Here is a 26,990-nt window from a genome sequence, read left to right as displayed (position 1 = left end):
TCACCCCCAGCGAACGCGGCCGTGCGTCATACCCGATAACCGAGGTCTTCGGCGACGAAGCGCTTCGGCACCATCCGGACCCAGACGGTCCCTTTCACCTCGGGATCATCGTGCAGGTACGAACGAAATCGCGCATCCCATTTCATCTCTGCCGTCCCGAGATACCGGCTCAGCAGCCGCCGTCCACGGGGGACGTCGAACGGGAGTATCTCCGCCTCACCTCGCGCGAGCACCTGTCTCACCAGGCCGGTGCCGACGTCACAGACGTCGACGGTCACCGCGATCGAGGGCGATTCGCGGACGAGACCGGCCAGCCTCGCCCAAGGTCCGGTGAGGATCCAGAAGGCCCGCTGCTCCCAGAGGTACCAGGTCGGGCGCACGGTCGGCCCGGCCGCGGCGACCCTGGCCGTGAGCGGACCGGCGAGGAACTCGTCGACGTCGAACATCAGACCTCGAGCAGCGTCTTGCCGAGCGCGCCACGCGACTGCATGACCGCGTGCGCGTCCGCCGCGCGTTCGAGGGGGAATCGTTGGCCCACCACGGGTTCCAGCCGTCCGGCGGCGGCTTCGGCGAGGGCGGACTCGGTGAACGCCCGCATCTCCGCCTGCCCGCCGAGGTTCTGGATCACCGTGACCCCGCGCGCGGCGGCGTCCTCTTCGGACACCTCTGTCCACGAGCCACTCGACAGCCCGTAGATCAGCATCCGGCCGCCGGGCTTCAGCAGCCCGAACGACGTCGTCCCGATCTCGCCGCCGACCCCGTCGAAGACGACGTCGACCTCGCCCGCCTTCGCCGCCCAGTCCGGTTCGCGGTAGTCGACCGCCAGATCGGCGCCGTGCACCCGGACGTGTTCGACCTTCGCCGGGCCGCCCGCCGCGCCGACGACCTCCGCGCCCGCGGCCTTGGCGAGCTGGACGACCAGGCCACCGACACCGCCCGCCGCGGCCTCGACCAGCACCCGTTCTCCCGGCTGGAGGCGCGCGGCGGTCACCAGCGCCGTCGCCGTGCGGCCGTCGGCGAGAATCGCCACCGCGGCGTCGAGGGCCAGCGCGTCCGGCACCTCGAAGACGGAGCCGGCGTCGACCGCGACCCGCTGCGCGTACCCCCCGGACCCGCCGGTGGAGGTCACGACCCGCTTTCCGACCAGGGCGAGGTCGACCCCTTCGCCGACCGCGCTGATCACGCCGCCGACGCCGTTGCCGGGGATCATCGGCAGTTCGGCGCGGAACGGCCCGCCGCCGCCCGCGCGGAACTGGGTCTCGACGAACGTGATGTTGGCGAACGCCACCTCGATCAGGGCCTGCCCGGCGGCGGGCACCGGATCGGGGGCGTCGCCCGCGACGAGCACTTCGGGCCCGCCGAACTCTTTCAACCACACGGCTCTCATGTGTCCCAAGGTGCAAGCTCAAGTTGACTGGAGGTCAAGCCGTTGTGCTGTGGGGACCATGATCGGCTCTTAAGCCTGTCGTGAGCGGACGATGACACCGCCGTCCGGGTGGCTCACCGTGAGTGGCAGCACCTTTGTCGTAGACCCGCCGCAGGAGGCACTCCGTGCGTATCGCCGTCCCCCGTGAAATCAAGAGGCACGAATACCGGGTGGCGCTCACCCCGGCGGGCGTGCACGAACTGACCGGGCGCGGCCACGACGTCTTCGTCGAGACCGGCGCCGGCCTCGGCTCGTCCATCACCGACGACGAGTACCTCGCCGCGGGCGCGAAGATCCTCGCGACGGCGGACGAGACCTGGTCCGAGGGTGAACTCGTGCTCAAGGTCAAGGAGCCGATCGCCGAGGAGTACCCGCGGCTGCGCGCCGACCAGGTGCTGTTCACCTACCTGCACATCGCCGCGGACCGGCCGCTGACCGACGCGCTGCTGGCCGCGGGCACCACCGCGATCGCGTACGAGACGGTGCAGACCCCGAACCGCGCGCTGCCGCTGCTCGCGCCGATGTCCGAGGTCGCGGGCAGGCTGGCGCCGCAGGTGGGCGCGTACTCCCTGATGAAGCCGAGCGGTGGCCGCGGGGTGCTGCCCGGCGGCATCCCCGGTGTCCACCCGGCGCGCGTGGTCGTGATCGGTGGCGGTGTCGCCGGTCTCAACGCCGCGCGGGTCGCGCTCGGCCTCGGCTCGGACGTCGAGATCCTCGACACCAACGTCGACCGCCTCCGCCAGATCGACAACGACTTCGGTGGCCGCATCCGCACGGTGACCTCGAACGCGCTGTCGGTCGAGCAGTCCGTGCTGGAGGCCGACATGGTCATCGGCGCGGTGCTCGTGCCCGGCGCGAAGGCGCCGAAGCTGGTCTCGAACGACCTCGTTTCGCGGATGCGCCCGGGCAGCGTGCTGGTGGACATCGCGATCGACCAGGGCGGTTGCTTCGCCGACTCGCGGCCGACCACGCACGACGAGCCGACCTACAAGGTCCACGAGTCGGTGTTCTACTGCGTCGCGAACATGCCGGGCGCTGTCCCGCGTACCTCGACCTACGGCCTGACCAACGTGACGCTGCCGTACGCCGTCCAGCTCGCGGAGTTCGGCTGGAAGAAGGCACTGCAGGCGGACGCTTCACTCGCGAAGGGCCTCAACACGCACGCCGGCGCTCTCACGAACGCCCCTGTCGCGGCCGCGCACGGCCTGCCCGCCACGGACCTGGCCGAAGTCCTGGCCTGACCCCAAGCCACACTCCCACGCGAGGGACCTTTGTCACCCCAGTGCAAAGGTCCCTCGCTCCTTTACACCGAAGTACGTGAAGGCCCCCTTCCTTGCGCCTAGGTACCGGAAGGGGGCCTTCACGTACTTCGAAGAACGACGGGACCCACTCGCCTCCGTCCACGCCGGGCCGCCAGGCCCGCGCGTAGGACCCCGACGACCAACCGGCGCCGAACGGACCGTCGGGGCTCCGGGGGCTCGGCCCCCGGGTGATACGACGAAGCCCACCACTGGGAAGGTGCGCAAGCACCGACCAGGGTGGGGCAAAGGGGCTGAGGGCGGCCCGCTCGACCAGCCTGGGGGTCACTGGGAGCGGGCCGCCTCCTACATCGTAGGTAATAAGTTGCCGTCGCGCTGCATGGGGTTGCCATGTCTTCGGAAATATTTCTTCACAGACTTCCTTCGCGGTCGGTTATTTTCCGCGCTCTACGTCGCATATCCGGTAGTCAGCGGCCATTCGGCCCAGTGACGGCTGCGCTGGGGGACGGAACCGTCACCGCACTGAACGTGACGAAGGTCGCTTTCGGCGGATTCACCCCTTCCGTGGGTGCGGGCTCACCCGGTGAGGCAGGATGTCGCAGGATCGGCCTTCGTCAACAAAAGGGGACGGTATGCACGACGGCAGTGGCCGCATCGCGGTGCAGAATCTGAGCAAGCAATTCGGTGCGGTCAACGCGGTCCAGAATCTGAGTTTCACGGTGGAGCCGGGTTCGGTGACCGGGTTCCTCGGGCCCAACGGGGCGGGGAAGACCACGACGCTCCGGATGCTGCTCGGGCTGGTGACGCCCACGAACGGCACGGCGACCATCAACGGGCGCCCGCACGACCAGCTGGGGAATCCGGCGAGGGTCGTCGGTTCGGTGCTGGAGAACGAGGGCTTCCACCCGGGACGTACGGCGCGGAATCACCTGCGCGTGTACTCGGCGGCGATCGGGATGCCGGATCAGCGGGTGGGCGAGGTGCTCGGCCTGGTCGGCCTTTCGTCGGCGGCGGACCGCAAGGCGGGCGGGTTCTCGCTCGGTATGCGGCAGCGGCTGGCGCTGGCGACGGCGTTGCTGGGGGATCCGCAGGTGCTGGTGCTGGACGAGCCGACGAACGGTCTCGACCCCGAAGGCATCCTGTGGCTTCGGAACTTCCTGCGCGCGTACGCGCGTGAGGGGCGCACGGTGCTGGTCTCGAGCCACCTCCTGAACGAGGTGGAGCAGACGATCGACCAGGTCATCATCATCAGCCAGGGCATGACGCGCTACAACGGCTCGCTGGACCAGTTGCGCAAGAGCAACCAGTCGCGGGTGCTGGTGCAGTCCGCCGACGCGAACGGTCTCGTCTCCGCGTTGCAGGAGGCGGGTATCACGCAGGTCTCGCCGATGCCGGACGGCCGGGTCGCGGTGTCCGGTGCGACGGTGCAGCAGATCGGTGACATCTCCGCCAAGGCGAGCATCGCGGTCTACGGCATGCAGGAGGAGACCGCGGATCTGGAGCGGATGTTCTTCCAGCTGACCCAGGGTCAGTACGCGGCGCCGCAGCCCGGTTTCCAGCAGGGTCCGCCGCCCGGCTACCAGGGTCCGCCCCCGGGTTATCAGGGCCCGCCGCCCGGGTACCAGGGGCAGCCTCCCGTCTATGCCCCGCAGAACACGCCGCCGCCCGGGTTCGCGCCGCCGCAGCAGCAGTTCCAGCACCAGCCGCCGCAGCAACAGCAGTACCAGCAGGCGCCGCCTCAGCAGCAGGCGCAGCAGCAGGGCCAGAACGAGGGCTGGGGAGGCCAGGGCTGATGGGCAACCTGATCAAGGCGGAGTTCCGCAAAACGCTCACGCTCAAGGCGTGGTGGGCGCTGATGATCCCCGCGGTGGTCTTCGCTTTCGCGTTCGCCCTGTTCTGGGGCATGATCACCAACGACTTCAGCGACTTCCTCGGCCGTTCGGACACCCGTGAGCTGACCGAAGCGCTCGGCATCTCGACCGGTGAGCTGCCCGTCGGCCTGCTCGCCCTCGGGCACGGCATCAACATCGGCACGATGATCCCGATCATCTTCGGTGTCTTCGCCCTCGCCGGCGAGTACACGAAGAAGACGATCACCACGACGTTCCTCACCGCCCCGAACCGGGTTTCGGCGCTGAGCGCGAAGATGATCACCTACATCGCGTGGGGCGCCATCTACGGCGTGATCATCGTGGCCGCGGCGAGCCTCGGCACCGTGATCACGGTCGACAGCGCGCGCCTGCCGACGGCGGGCCAGTGGCTGGGCGTGCTCGGGGCTGGTGTGCTCGCGACGATCCTGGCGACCCTGTTCGGCATCGGTGTCGGCGCGGTCTGGCGCAGTGTGGTCGGCAGCATCATCACGCTGACCATCTGGATGCTCGTCGTCGAGAACGTATTGGTGTTCGTCATGTTCGGTGCGGCGGACATCACCTGGCTGGGTGGCGTCCTGCCGAACGGCACGGTCAACGGGATCGTGGGCGCCATCGGCGCGGAGGCGTTCGGCGCCGCCGGTGTGAAGGTGCCGACGCTGGAGGACGAGACGGCGTGGGCGCTGCAGTACGCGGCCGGTGCCCCCGGCGCCTTCTCGTGGTGGGCCTCCGCGCTCATCTTCTTCGGCTGGACGATGATCTTCTTCCTCGCCGGCTGGGCCGTGAACCAGAAGAAGGACATCACGTAAGTCACGTCCAGCGTGCGATGAACGGGGCTTTCATGGCAAATTCCGCCATGAAAGTCCCGTTCACCTCGTTCGGCCCTCCGCGAACCGGCCGGTCCTGTCGGTGGGGCCGCATAGGCTGGCGGGGTGACTACTGCTCCACCTCGTCCGCGTCAAGCCAGTCCGGCACGTGAGACCACCCCCGCACCCACCGGAGGCTGGATCCGCCGTCTGGCCGCTTCGTGCTGGAAACACCCCTGGCTGGTCGTGCTGTCGCTGGGCGCGGCGATCATCGGCGTCGGGCTCCAGGCCGCCGGTCCGCTGCTGATCCGCGAGGCGCTCGACGGCGCCGTCGCCGGCGACACCTCCCGCCTCGGCGTGCTCGCCGCCGTGATGGCGGTGCTCCAGGTGCTGACCTTCGGGAACGCGTTCGCCCGCCGGTACGTCGGCGGGCGGCTGGCCCTCGACGTCCAGCACGACCTGCGCAGGCAGGTGTTCAACGCGGTCTCCCGGCTCGACGGCGGCAAGCAGGACGCGCTGCGCACCGGGCAGGTCGCCTCGCGCGCGATCTCGGATCTCCAGCTGGTCACGTCGGTCCTGATGCAGGTGCCCCTATCGGCGGGCTCGGTGATCTTCGCGCTGCTGTCCCTCGGCGCGATGCTGTGGATGTCGCCGACGCTGACCCTGATCGCGATGGTGGTCGCCCCGGCGATCGCGATCATCATGGCCGTGAGCCGGAAGCGGCTCTTCCCCGCGACCTGGGCGGCGCAGCAGCGCGCGGCCGACGTCGCGCAGCAGGTCGAGGAGACCGTCACCGGCGTACGCGTCGTGAAGGGCTTCGGCCAGGAGGCGCGCGAAGTCGCGAAGCTGGAGAAGACGGCGAAGAAGCTCTTCGCCGAACGTATGCGCGCGGCCCGCTTGTCCTCGTTGCCCACGGCCACGACGGCGGCGCTGCCCGCGGCCGGTCAGGTGGCGGTGCTGGCGGTCGGCGGTGTGCTCGCGCTGAAGGGCGAAATCAGCCTGGGCACCTTCCTGGCCTTCGCCACCTATCTGTCCATCCTGATCGGTCCGGCGAGGATGATCTCGAGCCTCGTCGTGCAGGCCCAGCTGACCCGCGCGGGCGCGGAACGGGTCAACGAGCTGATCGACGCGCAGCCGGACGTCGTCGACAGCCCGGACGCGCGGCCGCTGCCCGAAGGACCGCTCGGCGTCCGGCTGGAGGACGTCTCCTTCGGGTACACGCGGTCGGATCCGGTCCTCGACGGGCTCACCCTCGACGCCAGGCCAGGGGAAACACTCGCCCTGGTCGGCACCGCCGGCTCCGGCAAGTCGACGATCTCCTTGCTGCTGCCCCGGTTCTACGACGTCCACAGTGGTTCGGTCCAGGTCGGCGACCTCGACGTCCGCGACGTCCGGCAGCACGACCTGCGCAGCACGATCGGCGTCGTCTTCGAGGAAGCGTTCCTGTTCTCCTCGTCGGTGCGCGACAACATCGCCTACGGCAGGCCGGACGCGAGCGACGAGGAGATCCGCGCGGCGGCGAGTGCGGCGGAAGCGGACGAGTTCATCCAGCGCCTTCCCGACGGCTACGACACGCTCGTCGGCGAACGAGGCCTCACGTTGTCAGGCGGCCAGCGGCAACGGCTCGGCCTGGCCAGGGCACTGATGACCGACCCGCGGGTGCTGGTCCTCGACGACGCGACGTCCGCCATCGACACGGTCACCGAGGCCGCGATCCACGACACGCTGCGCTCGGTCACCGCGAGCCGGACGACCCTGCTGATCGCGCACCGCCGCTCCACCCTCGCCCTCGCCGACCGGATCGCCGTGCTGGACAAGGGGCGAGTCGTCGACATCGGCACCGAGGAGGAACTGCTGGCACGCTGCCCGCTGTTCCGCGAACTCGTCGCGGGACCGGGTGACGACGTCGAGGAACCGCACCGCTGCGAGGGCCTCGACTGCGGGCCCGCCGGAATCACCCCCGCCCTCTGGCCGGAGCAGGACGACGCCGACGAGCTGGCGAGCGAGCGCAAGGGCTCCGGCGGCGAATGGGACGTCGATCTGCCGCCGACCGGGGAACTTCTCGAAGGCGTCCGGAAACTGCCGCCCGCCACGGACACGCCGAAGCTCCCGGGCACGGACATCACCGCGGCCGAACCGAACTTCCGCCTCGGCCGCCTGCTGAAACCCGTGCGTGGCCCGCTCGCCGTGGTGATCGGCCTGGTCGCGGCGGACGCGATGGCCACCATCGCGATGCCCGCGCTGTATCAGTACGGCATCGACAACGGCGTGCGCACCGGGCTGGAAGCGGTGATCTGGCTGGCCGCCGGGATCGGCGCGCTGGTGATCGTCGCGGACTGGCTCGCGATCTATCTCCAGACCAAGATGACGGCGCGGGTCGGCGAGACGGTGCTGTATTCGCTGCGCGTCCGCAGTTACGCGCATCTGCAACGGCTCGGGCTCGACTTCTACGAACGCGAACTGTCCGGGAAGATCATGACCCGGATGACGACCGACGTCGACGCGCTCTCGACGTTCCTGCAAACCGGTGTCGCGCAGGCCGTGGTGAGCGCGCTGACACTGGTCGGGATCGCGGCGGCGCTGATGATCACCGACATCGGGCTGGCGGCGTACGCGCTCGCGGTACTGCCGATCCTCGTCGTGGCGACGGTGATCTTCCGCCGCGCCTCGTCCAAGGCGTACACCGAAGCGCGGGAACGGGTCAGCGTCGTCAACGCGGACATGCAGGAGAACGTGAACGGGCTGCGGGTCGCGCAGGCGTACACGCGTGAAGAGCGGACGGCGGAGAAGTTCGCTTCCCGCAGCGACGAGTACCGGCGTTCACGCTTGCGCGCGCAACGGCTCGTCGCCACGTACTTCCCTTTCGCGGCGATGCTTTCGGGGCTGGCCGAGGTGGTCGTGCTGATCGTCGGCGCGAACCGGGTCGCGGCTGGCACCTTGTCGGCGGGCGTGCTGGTGGCGTTCCTGTTGTACCTTGGCCAGTTCTTCTCGCCGATCCAGCAACTGTCTTCGGTTTTCGACGGTTATCAGCAGGCGCGGGTCGGCCTGGTCCGCATCGGCGAACTGTTGCGCACGCCGACTTCCGTTCCCGAGGCGGAGAAACCGGTCGCGGTCCCGGAGCGGCTGCGAGGCGAGGTCTCGTTCAAGGATGTCGATTTCGCTTACACCGCAACGGACGAGCCCGCCCTGACCCAGCTTTCACTGGAGGTCCCGGCCGGGGAGACCGTCGCATTGGTCGGCGCGACGGGCGCCGGGAAGTCGACAGCGGTGAAGCTCGTCGCGCGCTTCTACGACGCGACAGGCGGCGTGGTCCGGATCGACGGAACCGACATCCGCGAGTACGACCTGGCCGCGCTGCGCGCGCGAATGGGCGTGGTGCCACAGGAAGCACACCTGTTCTCGGGGACCGTCGCGGACAATGTGCGTTACGGCAGGCCTTCCGCGACCGACGCGGAGGTCGAGGAGGCGGTCCGGTCCGTCGGCGCCCTCGACGGTGTCGCCGCGCTCTCCGCCGGTTTCCACCAGCCCGTCGGTGAACGCGGACGTTCGCTTTCGGCGGGACAACGGCAACTCGTCGCACTGGCCCGCGCCGAACTCGTGGACCCGGACGTCCTCCTGCTCGACGAGGCGACCGCGGCCCTCGACCCGTCCACCGAAGCCGCCGTCCTGCGCGCGACCGAACAACTCGCGCGCCGCCGCACGACCTTCGTGGTCGCGCACCGCCTCGCCACCGCCGCCAAGGCGGACCGAATCGTGGTGCTGGACCACGGCCGGATCATCGAGCAGGGCACGCACACGGAACTCCTGTCCGCGAACGGCCACTACGCACGCCTGTGGTCCCTGGGCTAAACCACCGCAACCAGCCGACTACTTGCGGACCACCCGCACACTCCCCCGGCGACGATTTCGCTCGCGCCCAGTCCCGGCGCCTGTCACGCTGAGCGGCAAATGAATGAAGAAATCCCGGCGCGGCAGATCCGTGCCGTCCACACCGAAACCACGATCCGCGTCTATCAGGCTTATTCCCCGGTCATCGCCGACGCCGCCCTCGAGGCAGGCACCTTCGTGCCGCCGTTCAAACGCGAACGGATGACCTGGATCAAGCCGTCCTTCCTCTGGATGGCGTACCGCTGCGGCTGGGGCGCCAAGCCCGGCCAGGAGCGCGTACTCGCTCTCGACATCACTCGCGACGGCTTCGAGTGGGCGCTCGAACACGCGGCGCTCAGCCACTACGACCCCGACGTCCACCCCGACCGGGAAACGTGGCGACGCGAGGTCAAGGCCAGCCCGGTCCGCATCCAGTGGGATCCCGAGCGGAGCATCCGCCTCGGCCCCCTGAAGCACCGCTCGCTCCAGATGGGGCTGAGCGGCGAGGCCGTCGATCGCTATGTCGACAAATGGATCACGGCGGTCACCGACGTCACCCCGACCATGCGCGAGGTCGGCGCGCTCGTCGCCGCGAACCGCATCGAAGATGCCGAAGCGCTGCTACCCGCGGAGCGTCCGTACCCCGCTTAGGAGCGCCACGAGAGGCCGCTCATCCCGGCGACCTCCAGGTCCTGGGCCGACGCCCACCGGAAGGTCCCGGGCCGGACGTGCACCCCGGCCGCCACGACCCAGTCCGGCTCGTCGGGCTCGACGTGCTCCATCTCCTTGAAATCGGAGAGCGTCGGCCAGACCGCGGCGCACGAGTCGCACCTCAGCACGACCTTGCCGGACTGGGTGACCAACGGGCGCACCCGTCCCTCGTCCCAGAACGACGGACACTCGTCCAGCCACATCGCCTGCCACCACCTCGCGGGTGATCGGCGGCCGGCACGACACCGGCCGCATCCTTCACCCAGCAAAACGCCCAGACGTGAATTCCAGGCTGTCCCGGCACGACCACTCCGCCAACCTTCACCGACCAAACAGTGACCTGACCTGCACGGACCGTGAAACGACAGCAAAGGTCCCCTGCTCCCCCGGACGGCGGCGGACCGCTCCGGCGAGTGACCTATTTTCGATCTCTTGATCGAGACAGTGACCCATCACCTAGTGCGCCACGCCTCACACAGGCCAGTTCCATCACACGGCTGCCACCGAGGGGGTTAGCCTGGTAGGCGCATCAGCGGTGTTCAAGATCTCGAGACGGATAGAGGCGAGTCCAAGCCGTGTCCAGCAGCAGCCCTGCGTCACAATTCGGCCCCAACGAGTGGGTTGTCGAGGAAATGTACGACCAGTTCCTCGCCGACCCCACCTCAGTCGATGCCGCCTGGCACGACTTCTTCGCGGACTTCAAGCCAACGCAGGCCGCGCAGACCAAGGCGGACGACGCACGTCAGACCTCCACGGAGACCGCCAAGGAGGGCTCGGGCACCAACGGTCAGGCCTCCACGCCGTCGCCGCAGACGGTCCGCAACGCCGAGTCCGCCGCGAAGCAGACCGCTCCGAAGAACGAGGCGAAGGCCGCCACACCGGCGAAGCCCGCCCCGAAGACCGAAGCGAAGGCCGCCGCACCCAAGGCCGCCCCCGCGAAGGCTCCCGCCAAGACGGTCGAGAAGGACGCCGAGCCGGAGTCGAAGCAGCTCCGTGGCGCGGCCGCCGCGATCGCGAAGAACATGGACGCCTCGCTGTCCGTGCCGACGGCGACGAGTGTGCGTGCCGTCCCGGCGAAGCTGATGGCCGACAACCGCATCGTCATCAACAACCACCTCAAGCGCACGCGCGGCGGCAAGATCTCCTTCACGCACCTCATCGGTTACGCGATGGTCCGGGCGCTGAAGAACTTCCCGAACATGAACCGGCACTACCAGCTGATCGACGGGAAGCCGTTCGCGATCACGCCGGAGCACGTGAACTTCGGTCTCGCGATCGACATGAAGGGCAAGGAAGGCTCCCGCACGCTCGTCGTGGCCTCCATCAAGGCCACCGAGAACATGACCTTCATGCAGTTCTGGCAGGCCTACGAGGAGATCGTCAAGAAGGCCCGCAACGGCAAGCTGACCGCCGACGACTTCGCGGGCACCACGATCTCGCTGACCAACCCCGGCGGCATCGGCACCAACCACTCGGTGCCGCGGCTCCAGGCGGGCCAGGGCGCGATCATCGGCGTCGGCGCCATGCAGTACCCGGCGCACTTCGAGGGCACCAGCGAAAAGGCCCTGGTCGACCTCGGCGTCTCGAAGATCATGACGCTGACCTCGACGTATGACCACCGCATCATCCAGGGTGCGGAGTCGGGCGAGTTCCTCAAGCGCATCCACGAGCTGCTGCTCGGCGAGGACGGCTTCTACGACGACGTCTTCACCAGCCTGCGTCTGCCGTACGAGCCGATCCGCTGGGTCGCCGACATCCCGGACGGCCCGGTCGACAAGACCGCGCGCGTGATCGAGCTGATCGACGCCTTCCGCATGCGCGGTCACCTGATGGCCGACACCGACCCGCTGAACTACCGGCAGCGCAGCCACGCCGACCTCGACGTCCTCTCCCACGGCCTGACCCTGTGGGACCTGGACCGCGAGTTCCCGGTCGGCGGCTTCGCGGGCCAGGAGCGGATGAAGCTGCGGGACATCCTCGGCGTCCTGCGCAACTCGTACTGCCGCACCGTCGGCATCGAGTACACGCACATCCTCGACCCCGAGGAGCGGCGCTGGATCCAGGACCGCGTCGAGATCCCGCACGAGAAGCCGGACCCCGCCGTCCAGAAGTACGTGCTCTCGAAGCTCAACGCCGCCGAGGCGTTCGAGACCTTCCTGCAGACCAAGTACGTCGGGCAGAAGCGGTTCTCCCTCGAAGGCGGCGAGACGGCGATCCCGCTGCTCGACACGCTGCTGGACAAGGCCGCCGAGTACGAACTCGACGAGGTCGTCATCGGCATGCCGCACCGCGGCCGCCTGAACGTGCTCGCGAACATCGTCGGCAAGCCGATCGCGCAGATCTTCCAGGAGTTCGAGGGCAACCTCGACCCGGGCCAGGCGCACGGTTCCGGTGACGTGAAGTACCACCTCGGCGCCGAGGGCAAGTACTTCCGCATGTTCGGCGACGGCGAGACCAAGGTGTCGCTGACCGCGAACCCGTCGCACCTGGAGACCGTCGACCCGGTCCTCGAAGGCATCGTCCGCGCGAAGCAGGACATCCTCGACAAGGGTGGCGAGGGCTTCACCGTCCTCCCGGTTCTGATGCACGGCGACGCGGCCTTCGCGGGCCAGGGTGTCGTGGCCGAGACCCTGAACCTGGCGCTGCTGCGCGGCTACCGCACCGGCGGCACCGTGCACGTCATCGTCAACAACCAGGTCGGCTTCACCACCGCGCCCGAGCACTCGCGGTCGAGCCAGTACGCCACCGACGTCGCGAAGATGATCGGCTCGCCGATCTTCCACGTGAACGGCGACGACCCGGAGGCCGCGCACTGGGTGGCCAAGCTGGCCGTCGACTACCGCCAGGCGTTCCACAAGGACGTCGTGATCGATCTGATCTGCTACCGCCGTCGCGGGCACAACGAGGGCGACGACCCCTCGATGACGCAGCCGGCGATGTACGACGTCATCGACACGAAGCGTTCGGTCCGGAAGACCTACACCGAATCGCTGATCGGCCGCGGCGACATCTCCGTCGAAGAGGCCGAAGCCGCGTTGCGTGACTTCTCCAGCCAGCTGGAGCACGTCTTCAACGAGGTCCGCGAACTGGAGAAGCACCCGGCGAAGGCCAGCCCCTCGGTCGAGGAGGAGCAGCAGGTCCCGGCCAAGGTGCCCACCGCCACCACCGCCGAGGTCATCGAGCACATCGGCGACGCGTTCCTCAACGTGCCCGAGGGCTTCACCCCGCACCCGCGGGTCAAGCCGGTCATGGAACGCCGCCACAAGATGTCCCGCGAAGGCGGCATCGACTGGGCGTACGGCGAGCTGCTCGCCTTCGGTTCGCTGGCCATGGAGGGCCGCCTGGTGCGGCTCTCCGGCCAGGACTCCCGCCGCGGCACCTTCACCCAGCGCCACTCGGTGCTGATCGACCGCAAGACCGGCCAGGAGTACTCCCCGCTGGCGAGCCTTGCCGAGGGCCAGGGCCGCGTCATGATCTACGACTCGGCGCTGTCCGAGTACGCGGCCGTCGGTTTCGAGTACGGCTACTCCGTGGCCAACTCCGAAGCGCTGGTCATGTGGGAAGCGCAGTTCGGTGACTTCGTCAACGGCGCGCAGACCGTCATCGACGAGTACATCTCCTCCGGCGAGGCCAAGTGGGGCCAGCTGTCGGACGTCGTGCTGCTGCTGCCGCACGGCCACGAAGGCCAGGGCCCGGACCACACCTCCGGCCGCATCGAGCGTTTCCTCTCGCTGTGCGCCGAAGGCTCGATGACCGTGTCCGTGCCGTCGACCCCGGCGAACTACTTCCACCTCCTCCGCCGTCACGCCCTCGACGGAGTGAACCGCCCGCTGGTGGTCTTCACCCCCAAGTCGATGCTGCGCAACAAGGCCGCCACCTCGGCGGTCGAGGACTTCACCGGCCAGACGAAGTTCATGTCGGTCATCGACGACGCCGTCGTCGACCCGTCGAAGGTGCGCAAGGTCCTGCTGACGTCGGGCAAGCTGTACTGGGAACTGGCGGCCGAGCGGACGAAGCGCGAGGCGAACGACATCGCGATCGTGCGCGTCGAGCAGTACTACCCGCTGCCGAAGAAGAAGCTGGTGGCGGCGCTCGAGCGCTACAACGGCGCTCCCGCGGTCTGGGTGCAGGAGGAGCCGGAGAACCAGGGCGCGTGGCCGTTCTTCGGCCTGAACCTGCCGAGGAAGCTCCCGGAGGTGTTCTCCAGCCTCGACGTCGTGTCGCGTCGTCCGATGGCCGCCCCGTCGGCCGGTTCGTCCAAGGTGCACGAGGTCGAGCAGAAGGCGCTGATCGCGCGGGCGTTCGACTGATCGCCTGAGAAGTACAGGAAGGCCCCCGTTCTCGCGCCTGGCGCGAGAACGGGGGCCTTCCTGTAGTTGGGTGTCGAAACCGGTGGGCCCCGTTCGTATAGGGGTAAACGACCGAAGGAGACACCATGAAAACCCTGCTCGACGGCCTCAAGCTCCCCGAATCCGCCCGCTGGCACGACGGCCGTGTCTGGCTGGCGAACTGGGGCACCGGACAGGTCCTCGCCGTCACCCCGGACGGCGAAAGCGAGGTCATCGCGAACGTGCCGACCACGATGCCGTTCTCGATCGACTGGCTCCCCGACGGCCGTCTCCTGATCATCTCCGGCCCGGAAGCCCGCCTGCTCAACGCGGACCTGAGCACCTACGCCGACCTGTCCCCCGTCGCGGCGCTCTGGAACGAACTCGTCGTCGACAGCCGCGGCAACGCCTTCGTCAACGGCTTCCACGACCTCCAGGCGCCCGGCGTCATCGCCGTCGTCACCCCGGACGGCGAAGCCCGCCAGGTCGCCGACGGCATCCTCTTCGGCAATGGCATGGCCATCACACCCGACGACTCGACGCTGATCGTCGCCGAGTCGTACGGCAACCGGCTCACCGCGTTCGACATCGCCGAGGACGGATCACTGTCCGGACGGCGGGTGTGGGCCGAACTCGGCGACGATCACCCCGACGGCATCTGCCTCGACGCCGAGGGCGCCGTCTGGTACGCGGACGTGGCGGGCAAGTACTGCGTCCGGGTCCGCGAAGGTGGCGAAGTACTTCAGAAGGTCGAAACCGATCGAGGCTGCTTCGCCTGCACGCTCGGCGGCGAGGACGGACGTTCGCTCTACATCCTCGCCGCCGAGTGGCACGGCTGGGACAACCCGTTCGGCGACGGGCCGACGGGACAGGTCCAGGTCGTGGAAGTCGGCTAGCCGATCGCCTCGGAGGTCGCCTTCGCGACCTTCAAGGCGTTCTCCTTGCACGTCGTCTGGTTGACCGTCCCGGACGGATCGGGGCCGGTCACGATGATCTCCGCCTCGACGTTGCCCTGCTGGAACTTGATCTGGCACTGGCTCGCGGAATCGAGCTTCGCGTACACGGCCTTGGTCGCCTTGGCCATGGTGGGGATGAGCACGCCGCCGGCGTCGACGGCGTTCTCGATCGAGGCCTTGGCCCAGGCCTCCCCCGCACCCGAACCCGGCTCCTTGGACTTGGACAGGTACATGCCCACCATGGCCGAAGGCGCGTTGGGTTCACGCCAGGTACAGAACGAGCGCGTGTAGACGATCTCGTTGTTCGAGGTGCTCGCCGGCTCCTCGCCTTTCGGGGTCTCGAGCGGCGGCAGGTTCCTCACCCCGGTCCCGATCTTCTCGCAACCGGGCATGGCGGTGTACTTGTCCGGCGGTCCGGCCTTTTTGGACGACGTCGGCGACGAAGACGCGCTCAAACTCGAATCGCCGGAGAGCAGGAAGAAGGCTCCGACCCCACCACCACCGAGCAGCACCACCGCGCCGATGACGATCCCGACGATGAGGCCGGTGTTCGACTTCTTCGGCGGCGGCGCGCCATACCCGTACTGCTGAGGGTATCCCTGCTGCGGATAGCCCTGCGGTGGATACGGCTGCTGAGGTCCCTGCTGATAGGGCGGTCCGGGCTGCATACGCTGAGGTTAGAGCCTCACGACGGTCCTTAGTGGACGAACGCCGCAACTAGTTGCGGATTTCGACTTTCACCGGATCCGACCAGGCGGCCCCGTTCGGTCCGGTGGCCAAGGCCGACACCGTATGTCCCCCGTTGGAGGACTTGGTGGTATCCCAGTCCACGGTCCAGTCGGGCCCGGACGTGGCGGTGCCGACGAGCGTCTGCTGGGCGACGTAGAACGCCACCGTGGCGGCGTTCGTGGCCGTGGCGACCACGCCGGTCATCCCGCTGACCGTGGTTCCCGCCGCCGGGCTGGTGATCGCCGCCGTGACCCCGTTCGGGCAGGCGTTCACCCAGGTGCACATGTTGAGCACGATGATGGCCACTGTGGCACCCGCCCCGGCCAGCAGGGTCTGCAGGACGATCACGGCTCCCGCCTCCGAGAGGGCGACCCCCACGGACGCCATCAACCCCACCAAGCCCACCACCGGGCCGGCACCCACCACGATGAACGCGGTGCCGAGCGTGACCAGCATGGCGACCGCGACGGCGACGACCCAGCAGGTGATCTTGCATCCCCAGCAAGCCCCCACCCCGTCCGGGCCCGCCCCCAGCACTTCGGCGTCGGCGAGCGGGGTCAGCGTGTCGTAGATGGTGGTGTACTGCGCAGCGGTCGGCATCGTGGAGAAGAACACGTAGGAGGTGTCGTCGGCGTTCGCCACCGTGACGGTCCAAGTACCCACCATGGGAGTCCGGATCATGCAGCTTTGCAGCATCGTCGGGTCGTTGTCGTCGCACATGACGAACCGGGCATGGGTTTGACTGGGCCCCACCCGATTGCCACCGGGGTCCGTCAAGGTGACGTTGACCCCGGCGGGGTAGCTTCCGTCCGCTGTTGTCACGCTGCCCATGATGAAGGGCACGTCGTGGTCGACGACGATCGTCAGGGTTTGATGGGAGTCCTCACTCAAGGTGCCCCGCAGGGCCGCCAGCGGATGGACCGCTTCGGACCCCCTCGACGCACCGTTCTGGGCGGGGACCACGTAGCCCGCGCAGTAGCAATTCGGTCCGTCGACCTGGTTCTCCACGAGCACAGCCATCCTGCCCACCCCTTTTCCCGAAATACCGAAAGCCGGCTACGGAATTAGCAGCATCCTCCCGGTGCCCTGCCAAGCCCAGGCTTGGTCAGCGAAGTCAGTCTTTCGAGGAAAGCGCATCACCCGTCCGACAATCGACGTCCTTACCGTGAAAAAACCTTATGACAGCAAGGCAAAGGTGGCGCCTCAACCGTGACGATCCTGACAAAGACACAGGTCAGGGAAGTGCACTTGGCCGTGAATCCGATCCTGGTCGCTGACTATCCACTGAGGACAGTCCAATACGGAAGGCCCCCTTCCCAGCAGGAGGAAGGGGGCCTCACGTGTTTCAGGAGTGGATCAGAGGGTCAGCGACCAGCTGTTGAGCGTGCCGGTGTCGGCCTGGTACACGTCCTGCACCTTGAGCTTCCAGGCGCCGTTCGCGGCCTCGGCCGCGGCGTTGACGGTGTACGTGGTGTTGATGTTGTCGGACGAGTCGTTGTTCGAACCCTTCAGGCGGTACGCGGTGCCGTCCGGCGCGACCAGGTCGATGACCAGGTCACCGACGTAGGTGTGCGTGATGTTCACCGCGACCTTGGTGGTGGCCGAGGCGTTGCGGGCGCAGTTCGCGACGGTGACCGTGCTGGTCACCGCGGCACCGGCGTCGGGGATGGCGACGGCGCCGCTGCTGGTCTGCGTGCCACAAGGCGTGGGCTCGGGGCCGGGGCCACCGCCGGTACCGGTGTAGAGCAGCACGTTCGGCGAACCGGTGCCCGGGTTGGTCACCTTGTCCTTGGTGCCGTTGGCGACCAGCGCGTCACGGACCTGCTTCGGCGTGGCCGACGGGTTGGCGGAGGCGTACAGGGCCGCCGCGCCGACGACGTGCGGGGTCGCCATCGAGGTGCCACTGATGGTGTTGGTGCCGTTGTTCAGCCACGTCGACGTGATGTTGCTGCCCGGCGCGAAGATGTCGAGGCAGGTGCCGATGTTGGAGAAGCTCGACCGCGCGTCCGTGTTCGTCGTCGAGCCGACCGTGATCGCTTCCGGGGTACGGGCGGGCGACACGTTGCACGCGTTGGCACCGGTGTCGTTACCGGCCGCGACACCGTAGGTGACGCCCGACGCGATCGACCGCTGGACGGCCTGGTCGAGGGTCGCCGAAGCGCCGCCACCGAGGCTCATGTTCGCGACGGCGGGCTTGACGGCGTTCGCGGTCACCCAGTCGACACCGGCGATGACGCCGGCGGTCGTGCCGGAACCGGAGCAGTTCAGCACGCGGACGGCGACGAGCTTGACGCCCTTGGCCAGACCGTGCGCCGTGCCGCCGATGGTGCCGGCGACGTGGGTGCCGTGGCCCTGGCAGTCCGTGGCGTCGTTGTCGTTGTCGACGGTGTCACGGCCGTGGGTCGCGCGACCGCCGAAGTCGGGGTGCGTGGTGAGGATGCCGGTGTCGACGACGTACGCGGTGACGTTCGACGCCGTGGTGCTGTAGCTGTACTTCTGGTCCAGCGGAAGGCTTTGCTGGTCGACCCGGTCCAGGCCCCAAGACGGCGGGTTCAGCTGATCCGCCGAGATCGAGACCGTCTGGTTCTGCTCCACGTAGGCTACCGCGGGGTCGGCGGCGACGCGCTTCGCCTGCTTTTCGGTCAGTGCGCCGGAAAAGCCGCGAACCGAGGACGCGAAGGTCTTCTCGACCGTGCCTCCGTGGCGGTTCGTCAGGCTCTTCGAGGCGGCTTCGACCGACGTGCCGTCCTTCAGCACGACGATGTAGCTGTCCTTGATCGCCTTGGCACTGCCGGCGTTGACGATCGAGCCTTCCGCGGCCGAAGCGACGGTCGCGCCGCCGAGCGCGGTCAGCACGGCGACAGCCGCCGCCACACCGAAAGCGGGCAGTCGTCTCTTCAGGGTTCCCAGGGAATTGTTCAAGATATTCCTCCCAGGCAGGGTCGACCCACGGACATGACGCGGCCCGCCGGATCGTTTAGGGTGTTCTCAGAGGTGAAGCGCGTTCTACTTAGGAGCGCAGGCTGAGACTAAGTGGCGGATTCACCCCAAGGAAGACCTTGCATTACGGACATCTCGGTAGTAGTGGACGTCACGTCGGCGCAGCTCGAGCCCCGTTCAGCCCCCGCCTTTAGTCGCGTTTTGCGCCCGTACGGCCCACGAAGAATTGGGGATCCGCACATCTCGTGGCCATTCTTCCGCCCACCGGTCGTTTCACCGCCGTGAAAGTGCACACGGATGGCCGCCTACTAAAGTCGCGAACCGGCGGGCCGGAAATCGATTTCCATCCTACCTTCGGATGGAGCACACTCGGCGCATGCTGCTCCGACAGGAAACCCCGGCCGACCGCGAGGCGATCCACGCCGTCCATCTGGCCGCGTTCGCGAAACACAGCGTCCCGGTGGTCGAGGCCAAACTCGTCGACGAACTCCGTGAGGACGGCGATCTGCCCGGCGCACTGTCCATCGTGGCCGAACGCGACGGCGAGGTCGCCGGACATGTCTGTTGCAGCCCTGCCAGGCTCGGCTCCGACGAGAAGTCGGCGGTCGGCCTCGGTCCGCTCGGCGTCCTGCCCGCGCACCACAAGTCCGGCGTCGGCTCGGCTCTCGTGCACGCTGTACTCGGCGCGGCCGACGCGCTCGGCTACGGCGCCGTCGTCCTGCTCGGTGACCCGAACTACTACTCCCGCTTCGGCTTCGTACTCGCCGAGCCCCTCGGGATCACGCCGCCGGTCGCGGAATGGGCGCCGCATTTCCAGGTCCGCACACTCCGCGCGTACACCGAAGATCTCCGAGGCGACTTCCACTACTCGCCCGCCTTCGACCGCCTCTGACCCCCCGCGATTCGTCCTCTAGTTGCGGTAGTTGCGCGTGCAACTACCGCAACTAGAGGACGAATCGCGGGGGTCAGGAGGGCGCGAGGAGGTTGTTCCGGCGCAGGAACTCCTCGGCGACGTCGAGCGGGTTGCGCTTCTCCTCGCTGAACTGGACGTTCAACTCGGTCAGCTGATCGGTCGTGAGCGCCGCCGAGACCCGGTTCAGCGCCTCGGTCTCCCGCGGGGACAGCGTCCCCTTCGCGACCAGTGGCACGATGTTCTGCGCGGGGAACATGTTCTTGTCGTCCACGAGCGGCACGAACCCGTTCGCGGCGATCGTCGACGACGTGCTGAACAGGTCGGCGACCTGGATCGCGCCGGACTTCAGCGCGGCGACCGTGACCGGGCCGCCGGTGTCGGTCGTGCGGATCTCGGCGAACTCACAGCCGTAGAGCGTCTTGATCTTTTCCTTCCAGCGGCTGCTCCACTGGCCGGGGCCGCCGAGCACGAGCTCCTTGCAGCGCTCGCCGAGATCGGAAAAGGTCTGCACCCCGGAATCGGCGAGTTCCTTGCGCACCACCAGAAGGTCCTTGTCCTCGGCCGGCGCCTGGTCGAGCACCTCGAAGCCGGACGGCAGCTTCTGCTTCAACTGCGCGTAGACGTCCTGCGAAGTGGTCGCCTGCGTGTCTTTGTCGAAGTAGCGCAACAGGTTCCCGCTGTAGTCCGGAACCACCGAAAGCGACTTGTCCTGCAGCGCCTTGACGACGACCTCGCGACTGCCGACCGGCGGCCGGACGGTCACGTCCTCCGCGCCCGCGTTGCGCAGCGCGCCCGCGTAGATCTGGGCCAGCAGAAGGCTTTCCCCGACGTCGGAAGCACCGATGATGATGTCGCCGGTCGCGCCGCCCTCGCCGCCGCCCGCCAACGGGTTACCACAACCCGTCGCGAGTAAAGCGATCCCGGCGCACAGAGCCGCCACCGTCCGCTTCATACCTTCGCCTTCTTCCCGCTCGCGGCCTGCGCCAGCCGCACTCCCTTGGGTACCAGCGCCCGCTGGACGCCTGCCAGGACGAGGTCCAGCACCACGGCGAGCAACGTCGTCAGGACGGCGCCCGCGACCACCTGCGGATAGTCCAGAATGGCCAGTCCGTCGAGCAGGAACCGGCCGAGCCCGCCGAGTCCGACATAGGCGGCCACGGCGGCCGTCGCGACCAGTTGCAGCACCGAGTTCCGGACCCCGCCGAGCACCAGCGGCAGCGAGATGGGTACCTCGACCTTCCACAACCGTTGCCAGCCGGTCATTCCGATCCCCTGCGCCGCGTCGACCACGCCGTGGTCGGTCGCCTGCAAACCCGCGTACGTTCCGGCGAGGATCGGCGGGATGGCGAGCACCACGAGCCCGATGACCGTCGAGATCCCGCTTTCGGTGAAGATCAGGAACAGGAAGGTCACCAGGCCCAGCGTCGGGAGCGCGCGGATCGCGTTGCCACCGCTCACCAGCAGCACCGCGCCACGGCCGGTGTGCCCGACGTAGAGCCCGAGCGGGATCGCGATGATCAGCGCGAAGACCAAGGCCAGCAGGGTGTAGCCGAGATGCTGGAGCAGCCGGTTGAGGATGCCGTCCGTGCCCTGCCAGTGGGCAGGGTCGCCGAACCAGTTCAGGACGTCGCCGATCATTTCGCCCCCGCCGTGGTCGCCACCCGGTCCCAGGGTGTGAGGACGTTCCGCAACCGCACCAGCAACAGGTCGACGATCAGCGCCAGCAGCAGCGTCGCGACGATGCCGACGACGATCGGCGAGAAGTACTCGCGCTGGAAACCGTCGGTGAACAGCACGCCGAGCCCGCCGGTGCCGATCAGCGCGCCGACGCTCACCAGGCTGATGTTGCTGACCGAGGCCACCCGGACGCCTGCCGCGAGCACCGGCACCGAAAGCGGCAGTTCGACGGTGAGGAACTTGCGCGCCGGTTTGTAACCGACCGCGGTGGCCGCCGCGACGACGTGCGGCGGGACGGCGTCGAGCGCGTCCAGCACCGGGCGCACCAGCAGGGCGGAGGTGTAGATGGTCAGCGCGACGATGACGTTGACGCTGTCGAGGATCTTCGAGCCGATGATGCCGGGGATCACGACGAACAGCGCGAGCGACGGAATCGTGTAGAGCAGGTTCGACACCACCAGCAACACGGACCGCACCGGGGCGAACCGGTGGCCGAGCCAGCCGGCCAGTACCGCGATCACCAGGCCCAGCACCAGCGGCACCAGTGAAAGGTAGATGTGGTCGAGGAGGTCACCGAAGAACTGCGAACGGTTGTTGGCGCTGGCGAGGTAGCGCCCGAGTTCCGCGAAGAAGTCTCCCATCAGGAACCCAGTGGCAGCGCTTCGATCACTTCGAGAACCTGCTTGGCTCTGACCACGCCGAGGACCTTGTTGTCGGCGTCCACGACGACGCCGAGGCTCGCGGGCGACGAGAGCGCCGCGTCGAGCGCGCCGCGGATCGGCGATCCCTGGACGTACAGCGATCCACCCGCGGCGAGGTCGGTTTCGGCGAGCGCTCCGTCCACTGTGGATCCAGGACGCAGCCAGCCGCGCGGCTGCCCTTCGGCGTTGACCGCGACCAGCCATTCGTCGGACGGCCCGGGAACCGGTTTGCCGACCTCGACCCGCTTGATCTCTTCGACGACGATCCCGTCCGCCGAAAGGAAGGAAAGGCCACGATAGCCGCGGTCCTTGCCCACGAACGACGCGACGAAGTCGTCGACGGGATGCCGCAGCACATCCGACGGCGTGCCGTATTGCGCGAGCACACCGCCGACGCGGAGCACGGCGATCTTGTCGCCGAGCCGCACGGCCTCGTCGATGTCGTGGGTGACGAACACGATCGTCTTCCCCAGCTGTGACTGCAAGCGCAGCAGTTCGTCCTGCAGTTCCTCGCGGACGATCGGGTCCACCGCGGAGAACGGCTCGTCCATCAGCAGCACCGGCGAATCCGCCGCGAGCGCCCTGGCGACGCCGACCCGCTGCTGCTGGCCGCCGGAAAGCTGTGCGGGGTACCGCTTGCCGAGTTCCGCGGGCAGGCCGACGGTCTCCAGTAGCTCGGCCGCGCGTTTGCGTGCCTTGCCCTTGTCCCAGCCGGACAGCAGCGGCACGGTGGCGACGTTGTCCAGGACTGTCCTGTGTGGAAAGAGGCCTGCGTGCTGGATGACGTAGCCGATGCCGCGGCGCAGCAGCGCCGGGTCGCCGTCGCTGACGTCCTTGCCGTCGAGCAGTACGGCGCCCGAAGTCGGCTCGACCATGCGGTTGATCATCCGGAGCGACGTGGTCTTGCCGCAACCGGACGGCCCGACGAAGACGGTGATGGTGCCGTCCTCCACGGTGAGGTTCAGGTCGTCGACCGCGACCGTCCCGTCCGGATACCGCTTGGTCACGCCACGGAACTCGATAGTCACGCGTCTCTCCCCATGTCTGGTCGAAAAACCGTAGCCCACATCGGCCCTGTTGGCACGGTGTCTCAGGGATCGATTCACTAGGCTGCGCGCTGTGAGTTCTCTCGTCGATGACGTCCTGGCGGCGCACGGTGTCCACGTGCGACCGCTCCATCAGGTGATTTTCCTGCTCCGGACGGATTGGCGTGACCTCGGCGAACTGGTCCGGATCAGCACCGCGCCACGCCGGAGTGTCGAAGACGTCCTGAACGCGCTCGGCGACGACCTCGAACGGAACGAGTCCCGCGTCCGGCTGGCCCCCGCCGCTCGCGAGAAATACGCGCGCTTCGAGCCACGGGACCGGAAACCCGACCCCGACCTGCTGAAGACCATCACCAGCTACGTCGAGAACGTGCCGCCGCCGTTGTCCGCGCTCGACCACGTGCAGGCGACGCCGGAGACCGTGCTGAACCGCGCGCTGTGGCTGGACGACCGCTACGACCTCGACACGGCGAAGCTGCTGTTCCTCGGTGACCACGACCTCACTTCACTGGCCGTGCGCGCGTTGCGGCCCGACGCGGACCTCACCGTCGTCGATCTCGACGACCGGGTGCTGGCCTACATCGACGAACTCAGTGAACGGTCCATCCGCACCCTGCACACGGATCTGCGCGTCGGGCTGCCACCGTCGGTGACCGGCCGGATGGATCTCGTGTTCAGTGATCCGCCTTACACCCCCGAAGGAATGGGCCTGTTCGCGGCGCGCGGGGTCCAGGCGCTCACCGAACCCTCGGACGGGCGACTCCTGCTCGCTTACGGCTACAGCCCCCGCCATCCCGCTTTGGGTGCCCAGGTGCAGCGGGCGCTCGCGACGCTCGGACTGACCTTCGAAGCGATCCTGCCGGACTTCAACCGGTACTTCGGGGCACAGGCGATCGGGAGCGCGGCGGATCTTTACGTCTGCCAGCCGACCGCGAAATCGAAGAAGAACCGCGGCGGCAAAGGAAAGGCGGCGATCTACACGCACGGACCGCAGTCGGTGGAGTCCGCCGGCGCGGCCAAGCCGTCGCTGCTGGACAAGCTGCACGAAATCGCCATCGAGGGCGGGCTGGCGCTGGAGTCGCGGCCGGTCGACTGGTCTGTTTCCGGACCGGAAGGCGACGCGGTCGCGATGGATCTTTCGGCCGACCCCGGCCCGTGGCTGCTGAGGACACTACTGGGCACCAACGCGCGGCGGCTCGCGCTCCTGGTCCCGAATTCGCATCCGGACCTGACGAACGCCGAGGCGCAGGGCGCGCTCCACCGGCTCGTCGGGGCGAAGTACCGGCTGCGGCTGCTGCGGAGCACCCCGGACAACCGGCACGCCATCGTCGTCGCGGACGCCATCGACCATCCCGATGAGCTGCTGACCAGGGCGCACGCGCGGCTGGCGAACGTCTCACTTGACGTTCCAGCGGATCTGACGGACGCCCGGCTGATCGACCTGCCACGGCACCGGCTGGCGGAACTGCTCGGCTGAGCGGCGGCTGTCATCGGAACTTCATGGAACCGTACCTAGGTTCGGCCCCATGAACGAACCGCGCGGACCGTATGCACCGATCGGCGTGCCCGCGTCGCCGTACGGACCTCCCTACCCGCCGCGACAACACAAGACCAGCGGCCTGGCGATAGCCGCGCTCGTACTGGGTCTGGTCGGGTGCCTGCCGCTGGCGTTGCTGCCCGCGATCATCCTGGGCATCGTCGCGCTCACCCAGACCGGTCCGGGAAAGCGACCGGGCCGCGGTCTGGCGATCGGTGGCCTCGCGGCCGCCGGGGTCTGGACCGTCGGCTGGGTCGCCCTGCTCGGGAACACCATGGCGGACCCGGTCCACTACACCGCGAGCCCGCCGAGCTCAGGTTGCGCGACCCCGTCGCCCGGCTACGCCAACGTATGCACCTTGAAGCCGGGCGAATGCTTCGAGCAGCCCGCGGTCAACGGCACTTACACCAGTGTCGAACTCACCGCGTGCGGTGGCACGCACAGCACCGAGGTGATCGGGACTTTCACCGCGCCGGACGGCCCCTGGCCCGGTGAAGAGAAACTGAAAGCGGAGGCCTTGACCCAATGCGAGCGGATCATGGCCAAGAACGTGGACCGCTCCCGGCTTGACGCCGTCGGTGCCGACGCATACCTGAGCTACGCGGGACCCGAGCGCGTCGGCTGGGAACGCGGCGTGCGCACTGTGCACTGCACGATCCACTCGCCCGGCTCACAGCTGACCGGTTCCGTACTCGCCGCCGGAGCCGACCTGTCCATCCCGACCGGCTGAGCCGCGCGCGACCTCGATCGGGATCATGGGCGGTGGGCGGCCTTCACGCGCGGCCGCTGTGACTGGCGGTGCCGCGACACTCAAAGTGATGTTCCGAGACGAGTGAGGGGAACTTTGAGGGACCCGGGGGTCCTCGAGGACCGCGCACTTTGCGCAACCCCCGATGTTATGAAAGGTCCGTTCATAACAAATCTTGTTATGAACGGACCTTTCATAACACGCTTCAGGCCACGAAAGGACCGGTCACACCACGCCGTCGGCCTCGGCGGCCTTCGCGACCGCGGCGGCCACCTCGGGCGCGACGCGCGGGTCCAGCGGGCTCGGGACGATGCGGTCCGGGCCCAGGTCGTCCTGCGCGACGGAGAAGATCGCGTCGGCAGCGGCCAGCTTCATGTTCTCGGTGATCGCCCGCGCGCCGGAGTCCAGCGCACCGCGGAAGACGCCGGGGAACGCCAGCACGTTGTTGATCTGGTTCGGGAAGTCGCTGCGCCCGGTCGCCACGATCTTGGCGTACCGCGACGCCACGGCCGGGTGAACCTCCGGGTCCGGGTTGGACAGTGCGAACACGATCGCGTCGTCGGCCATCCCGGCCAGCAGGGTCTCGTCGATGGTCGCCCCGGACAGGCCGAGGAAGACGTCGGCGCCCTTCAACGCCTCGCCGAGGCCGCCGCGCAGCCCGGAGGTGTTCGTGGTCTCGGCGAGCTTCCGCTTGATCGGGTTCAGGCCCTCGCGGCCCTCGTGGATGATGCCGCGCGAGTCGAGCACGGTGACGTCCGCGACCCCGGCGTTCCGCAGGATCCGAGCGCAGGCCACACCCGCCGCGCCCGCTCCGGAGACGACCACGCGCTGGCCGGAGATGTCCTTGCCGAGGACCTGGTTCGCCCCCCGCAGCGCGGCCAGCGTGACGATCGCCGTGCCGTGCTGGTCGTCGTGCATGACCGGGCAGTCGAGGGCCTCCTTCAGGCGGTCCTCCAGTTCGAAACAGCGTGGCGCCGAGATGTCCTCCAGGTTCACCGCGCCGAACGACGGGCGCAGCCGGACCAGGGTCTCGATGATCTCGTCGACGTCGGTGGTGTCGAGCACCAGCGGGATCGAGTCGAGCCCGCCGAAGGTCTTGAACAGCACCGACTTGCCCTCCATGACCGGCAGCGAGGCACTCGCGCCGATGTCACCGAGGCCGAGCACCGCCGTACCGTCGCTGACCACCACGACCAGCCTGTCCGCCCACGTGTACCGCTTCGCCTTGGCCGCGTCCTCGGCGATCGCCAGGCTGACCTTCGCCACACCAGGCGTGTACGCGACCGAAAGGTCACGGGGCGAGGAGATCGGGCGCGTCGCGGCCACGGAGAGCTTGCCGCCTTGGTGCCCTGCGAAGATCTCGATGTCGGTCACTGGCGTGGTCATCGTGTTTCCCGTCATTGCTTCGGCCGTGTCTATGGACGGCGAAGTCTCGATTCGAGCGTAAGTCACTGGAATTCTCCTGGGACTGCGAGCGG

General features: G+C 68.3%; 21 protein-coding genes. 10 read left to right on the top strand and 11 right to left on the bottom strand.

Annotation, left to right across the window (positions count from 1 at the left end; genetic code table 11):
- Nucleotides 1-26: 26 nt before the first annotated feature.
- Nucleotides 27-446, bottom strand: a complete 420-nt coding sequence (locus BS329_RS13080; protein ID WP_076159885.1) for a pyridoxamine 5'-phosphate oxidase family protein — start codon at nucleotides 444-446, stop codon at nucleotides 27-29.
- Entirely contained in the window at nucleotides 446-1,387 is a 942-nt protein-coding gene (locus BS329_RS13075) for a zinc-binding dehydrogenase (protein ID WP_076159882.1), read from the bottom strand. The genes BS329_RS13080 and BS329_RS13075 overlap by 1 nt, the downstream gene beginning before the upstream one ends.
- A 164-nt stretch (nucleotides 1,388-1,551) precedes the next feature.
- Between BS329_RS13075 and ald the strand changes: the two genes are divergently transcribed.
- The 5 genes from ald to BS329_RS13050 all read left to right on the top strand — a co-directional run bounded on the left by ald (nucleotide 1,552) and on the right by BS329_RS13050 (nucleotide 9,877).
- Nucleotides 1,552-2,667 (top strand): alanine dehydrogenase, encoded by a 1,116-nt coding sequence (ald, locus tag BS329_RS13070; RefSeq protein ID WP_076159879.1) that lies wholly within the window; start codon nucleotides 1,552-1,554, stop codon nucleotides 2,665-2,667.
- Nucleotides 2,668-3,317: 650 nt separating this feature from the next.
- Nucleotides 3,318-4,478, top strand: a complete 1,161-nt coding sequence (locus BS329_RS13065; RefSeq protein ID WP_076159876.1) for an ABC transporter ATP-binding protein — start codon at nucleotides 3,318-3,320, stop codon at nucleotides 4,476-4,478.
- Nucleotides 4,478-5,362, top strand: coding sequence for an ABC-2 transporter permease (locus BS329_RS13060; RefSeq protein WP_076159873.1), 885 nt, complete (start codon nucleotides 4,478-4,480; stop codon nucleotides 5,360-5,362). The genes BS329_RS13065 and BS329_RS13060 overlap by 1 nt, the downstream gene beginning before the upstream one ends.
- A gap of 123 nt (nucleotides 5,363-5,485) precedes the next feature.
- A complete protein-coding gene (locus tag BS329_RS13055) occupies nucleotides 5,486-9,208 on the top strand; it encodes an ABC transporter ATP-binding protein (protein WP_425266359.1) in 3,723 nt (1,240 codons plus the stop codon).
- A gap of 99 nt (nucleotides 9,209-9,307) precedes the next feature.
- Nucleotides 9,308-9,877, top strand: a complete 570-nt coding sequence (locus BS329_RS13050; RefSeq protein ID WP_076159867.1) for a DUF4291 domain-containing protein — start codon at nucleotides 9,308-9,310, stop codon at nucleotides 9,875-9,877.
- Here BS329_RS13050 and BS329_RS13045 read toward each other — a convergent pair.
- Nucleotides 9,874-10,140 (bottom strand): hypothetical protein, encoded by a 267-nt coding sequence (locus tag BS329_RS13045; protein WP_076159864.1) that lies wholly within the window; start codon nucleotides 10,138-10,140, stop codon nucleotides 9,874-9,876. The two genes, BS329_RS13050 and BS329_RS13045, sit on opposite strands and share 4 nt — an antisense overlap.
- Before the next feature lie 372 nt (nucleotides 10,141-10,512).
- Here BS329_RS13045 and BS329_RS13040 point away from each other — a divergent pair, with 372 nt between their 5' ends.
- Together BS329_RS13040 and BS329_RS13035 are read left to right on the top strand one after the other, a co-directional pair.
- Entirely contained in the window at nucleotides 10,513-14,247 is a 3,735-nt protein-coding gene (locus BS329_RS13040) for a multifunctional oxoglutarate decarboxylase/oxoglutarate dehydrogenase thiamine pyrophosphate-binding subunit/dihydrolipoyllysine-residue succinyltransferase subunit (protein ID WP_076159861.1), read from the top strand.
- 125 nt (nucleotides 14,248-14,372) lie between these two features.
- Nucleotides 14,373-15,161 carry an SMP-30/gluconolactonase/LRE family protein gene (locus BS329_RS13035; RefSeq protein ID WP_076159858.1) on the top strand — a complete coding sequence of 263 codons (789 nt, stop codon included), beginning with the start codon at nucleotides 14,373-14,375 and terminating at the stop codon, nucleotides 15,159-15,161.
- Here BS329_RS13035 and BS329_RS13030 read toward each other — a convergent pair.
- The 3 genes from BS329_RS13030 to BS329_RS13020 form a co-directional block, all read right to left on the bottom strand.
- Complete coding sequence (locus tag BS329_RS13030; protein ID WP_076159855.1) at nucleotides 15,158-15,889, bottom strand: hypothetical protein; 732 nt, start codon at nucleotides 15,887-15,889, stop codon at nucleotides 15,158-15,160. The genes BS329_RS13035 and BS329_RS13030 overlap by 4 nt on opposite strands.
- A 49-nt stretch (nucleotides 15,890-15,938) precedes the next feature.
- Nucleotides 15,939-16,970, bottom strand: coding sequence for an Ig-like domain-containing protein (locus BS329_RS13025; protein WP_076159852.1), 1,032 nt, complete (start codon nucleotides 16,968-16,970; stop codon nucleotides 15,939-15,941).
- A 336-nt stretch (nucleotides 16,971-17,306) separates the two neighbouring features.
- Nucleotides 17,307-18,872, bottom strand: coding sequence for a S8 family peptidase (locus BS329_RS13020; RefSeq protein ID WP_076159849.1), 1,566 nt, complete (start codon nucleotides 18,870-18,872; stop codon nucleotides 17,307-17,309).
- Between the two features lie 394 nt (nucleotides 18,873-19,266).
- Here BS329_RS13020 and BS329_RS13015 point away from each other — a divergent pair, with 394 nt between their 5' ends.
- Complete coding sequence (locus BS329_RS13015; protein ID WP_076159846.1) at nucleotides 19,267-19,782, top strand: GNAT family N-acetyltransferase; 516 nt, start codon at nucleotides 19,267-19,269, stop codon at nucleotides 19,780-19,782.
- A gap of 73 nt (nucleotides 19,783-19,855) precedes the next feature.
- Here the strand turns inward: BS329_RS13015 and BS329_RS13010 are convergent, their stop codons facing one another.
- Genes BS329_RS13010 through BS329_RS12995 form a run of 4 tightly spaced genes read right to left on the bottom strand, consistent with a single transcriptional unit; the run spans nucleotide 19,856 to nucleotide 23,209 of the window.
- Entirely contained in the window at nucleotides 19,856-20,755 is a 900-nt protein-coding gene (locus BS329_RS13010) for an ABC transporter substrate-binding protein (RefSeq protein ID WP_076159844.1), read from the bottom strand.
- A complete protein-coding gene (locus tag BS329_RS13005) occupies nucleotides 20,752-21,441 on the bottom strand; it encodes an ABC transporter permease (protein WP_076159841.1) in 690 nt (229 codons plus the stop codon). Before BS329_RS13005 ends, BS329_RS13010 begins: the two co-directional genes overlap by 4 nt.
- Nucleotides 21,438-22,121 (bottom strand): ABC transporter permease, encoded by a 684-nt coding sequence (locus BS329_RS13000; protein ID WP_076159838.1) that lies wholly within the window; start codon nucleotides 22,119-22,121, stop codon nucleotides 21,438-21,440. Before BS329_RS13000 ends, BS329_RS13005 begins: the two co-directional genes overlap by 4 nt.
- Nucleotides 22,121-23,209, bottom strand: a complete 1,089-nt coding sequence (locus tag BS329_RS12995; RefSeq protein WP_076159836.1) for an ABC transporter ATP-binding protein — start codon at nucleotides 23,207-23,209, stop codon at nucleotides 22,121-22,123. The genes BS329_RS13000 and BS329_RS12995 overlap by 1 nt, the downstream gene beginning before the upstream one ends.
- Before the next feature lie 91 nt (nucleotides 23,210-23,300).
- Here BS329_RS12995 and BS329_RS12990 point away from each other — a divergent pair, with 91 nt between their 5' ends.
- Nucleotides 23,301-24,704, top strand: coding sequence for a bis-aminopropyl spermidine synthase family protein (locus tag BS329_RS12990; protein ID WP_076159833.1), 1,404 nt, complete (start codon nucleotides 23,301-23,303; stop codon nucleotides 24,702-24,704).
- Between the two features lie 49 nt (nucleotides 24,705-24,753).
- Nucleotides 24,754-25,494 carry a DUF4190 domain-containing protein gene (locus BS329_RS12985; RefSeq protein ID WP_076159831.1) on the top strand — a complete coding sequence of 247 codons (741 nt, stop codon included), beginning with the start codon at nucleotides 24,754-24,756 and terminating at the stop codon, nucleotides 25,492-25,494.
- A 243-nt stretch (nucleotides 25,495-25,737) separates the two neighbouring features.
- Here the strand turns inward: BS329_RS12985 and BS329_RS12980 are convergent, their stop codons facing one another.
- Complete coding sequence (locus tag BS329_RS12980; protein WP_244197123.1) at nucleotides 25,738-26,898, bottom strand: NAD(P)-dependent malic enzyme; 1,161 nt, start codon at nucleotides 26,896-26,898, stop codon at nucleotides 25,738-25,740.
- Nucleotides 26,899-26,990: the final 92 nt, after the last annotated feature.

Source organism: Amycolatopsis coloradensis (assembly GCF_001953865.1).
In the GTDB taxonomy this organism is placed as follows: domain Bacteria; phylum Actinomycetota; class Actinomycetes; order Mycobacteriales; family Pseudonocardiaceae; genus Amycolatopsis; species Amycolatopsis coloradensis.
Note: the sequence above shows the minus strand (reverse complement) of the source record. Positions and strands in the feature narration are given on the sequence as shown.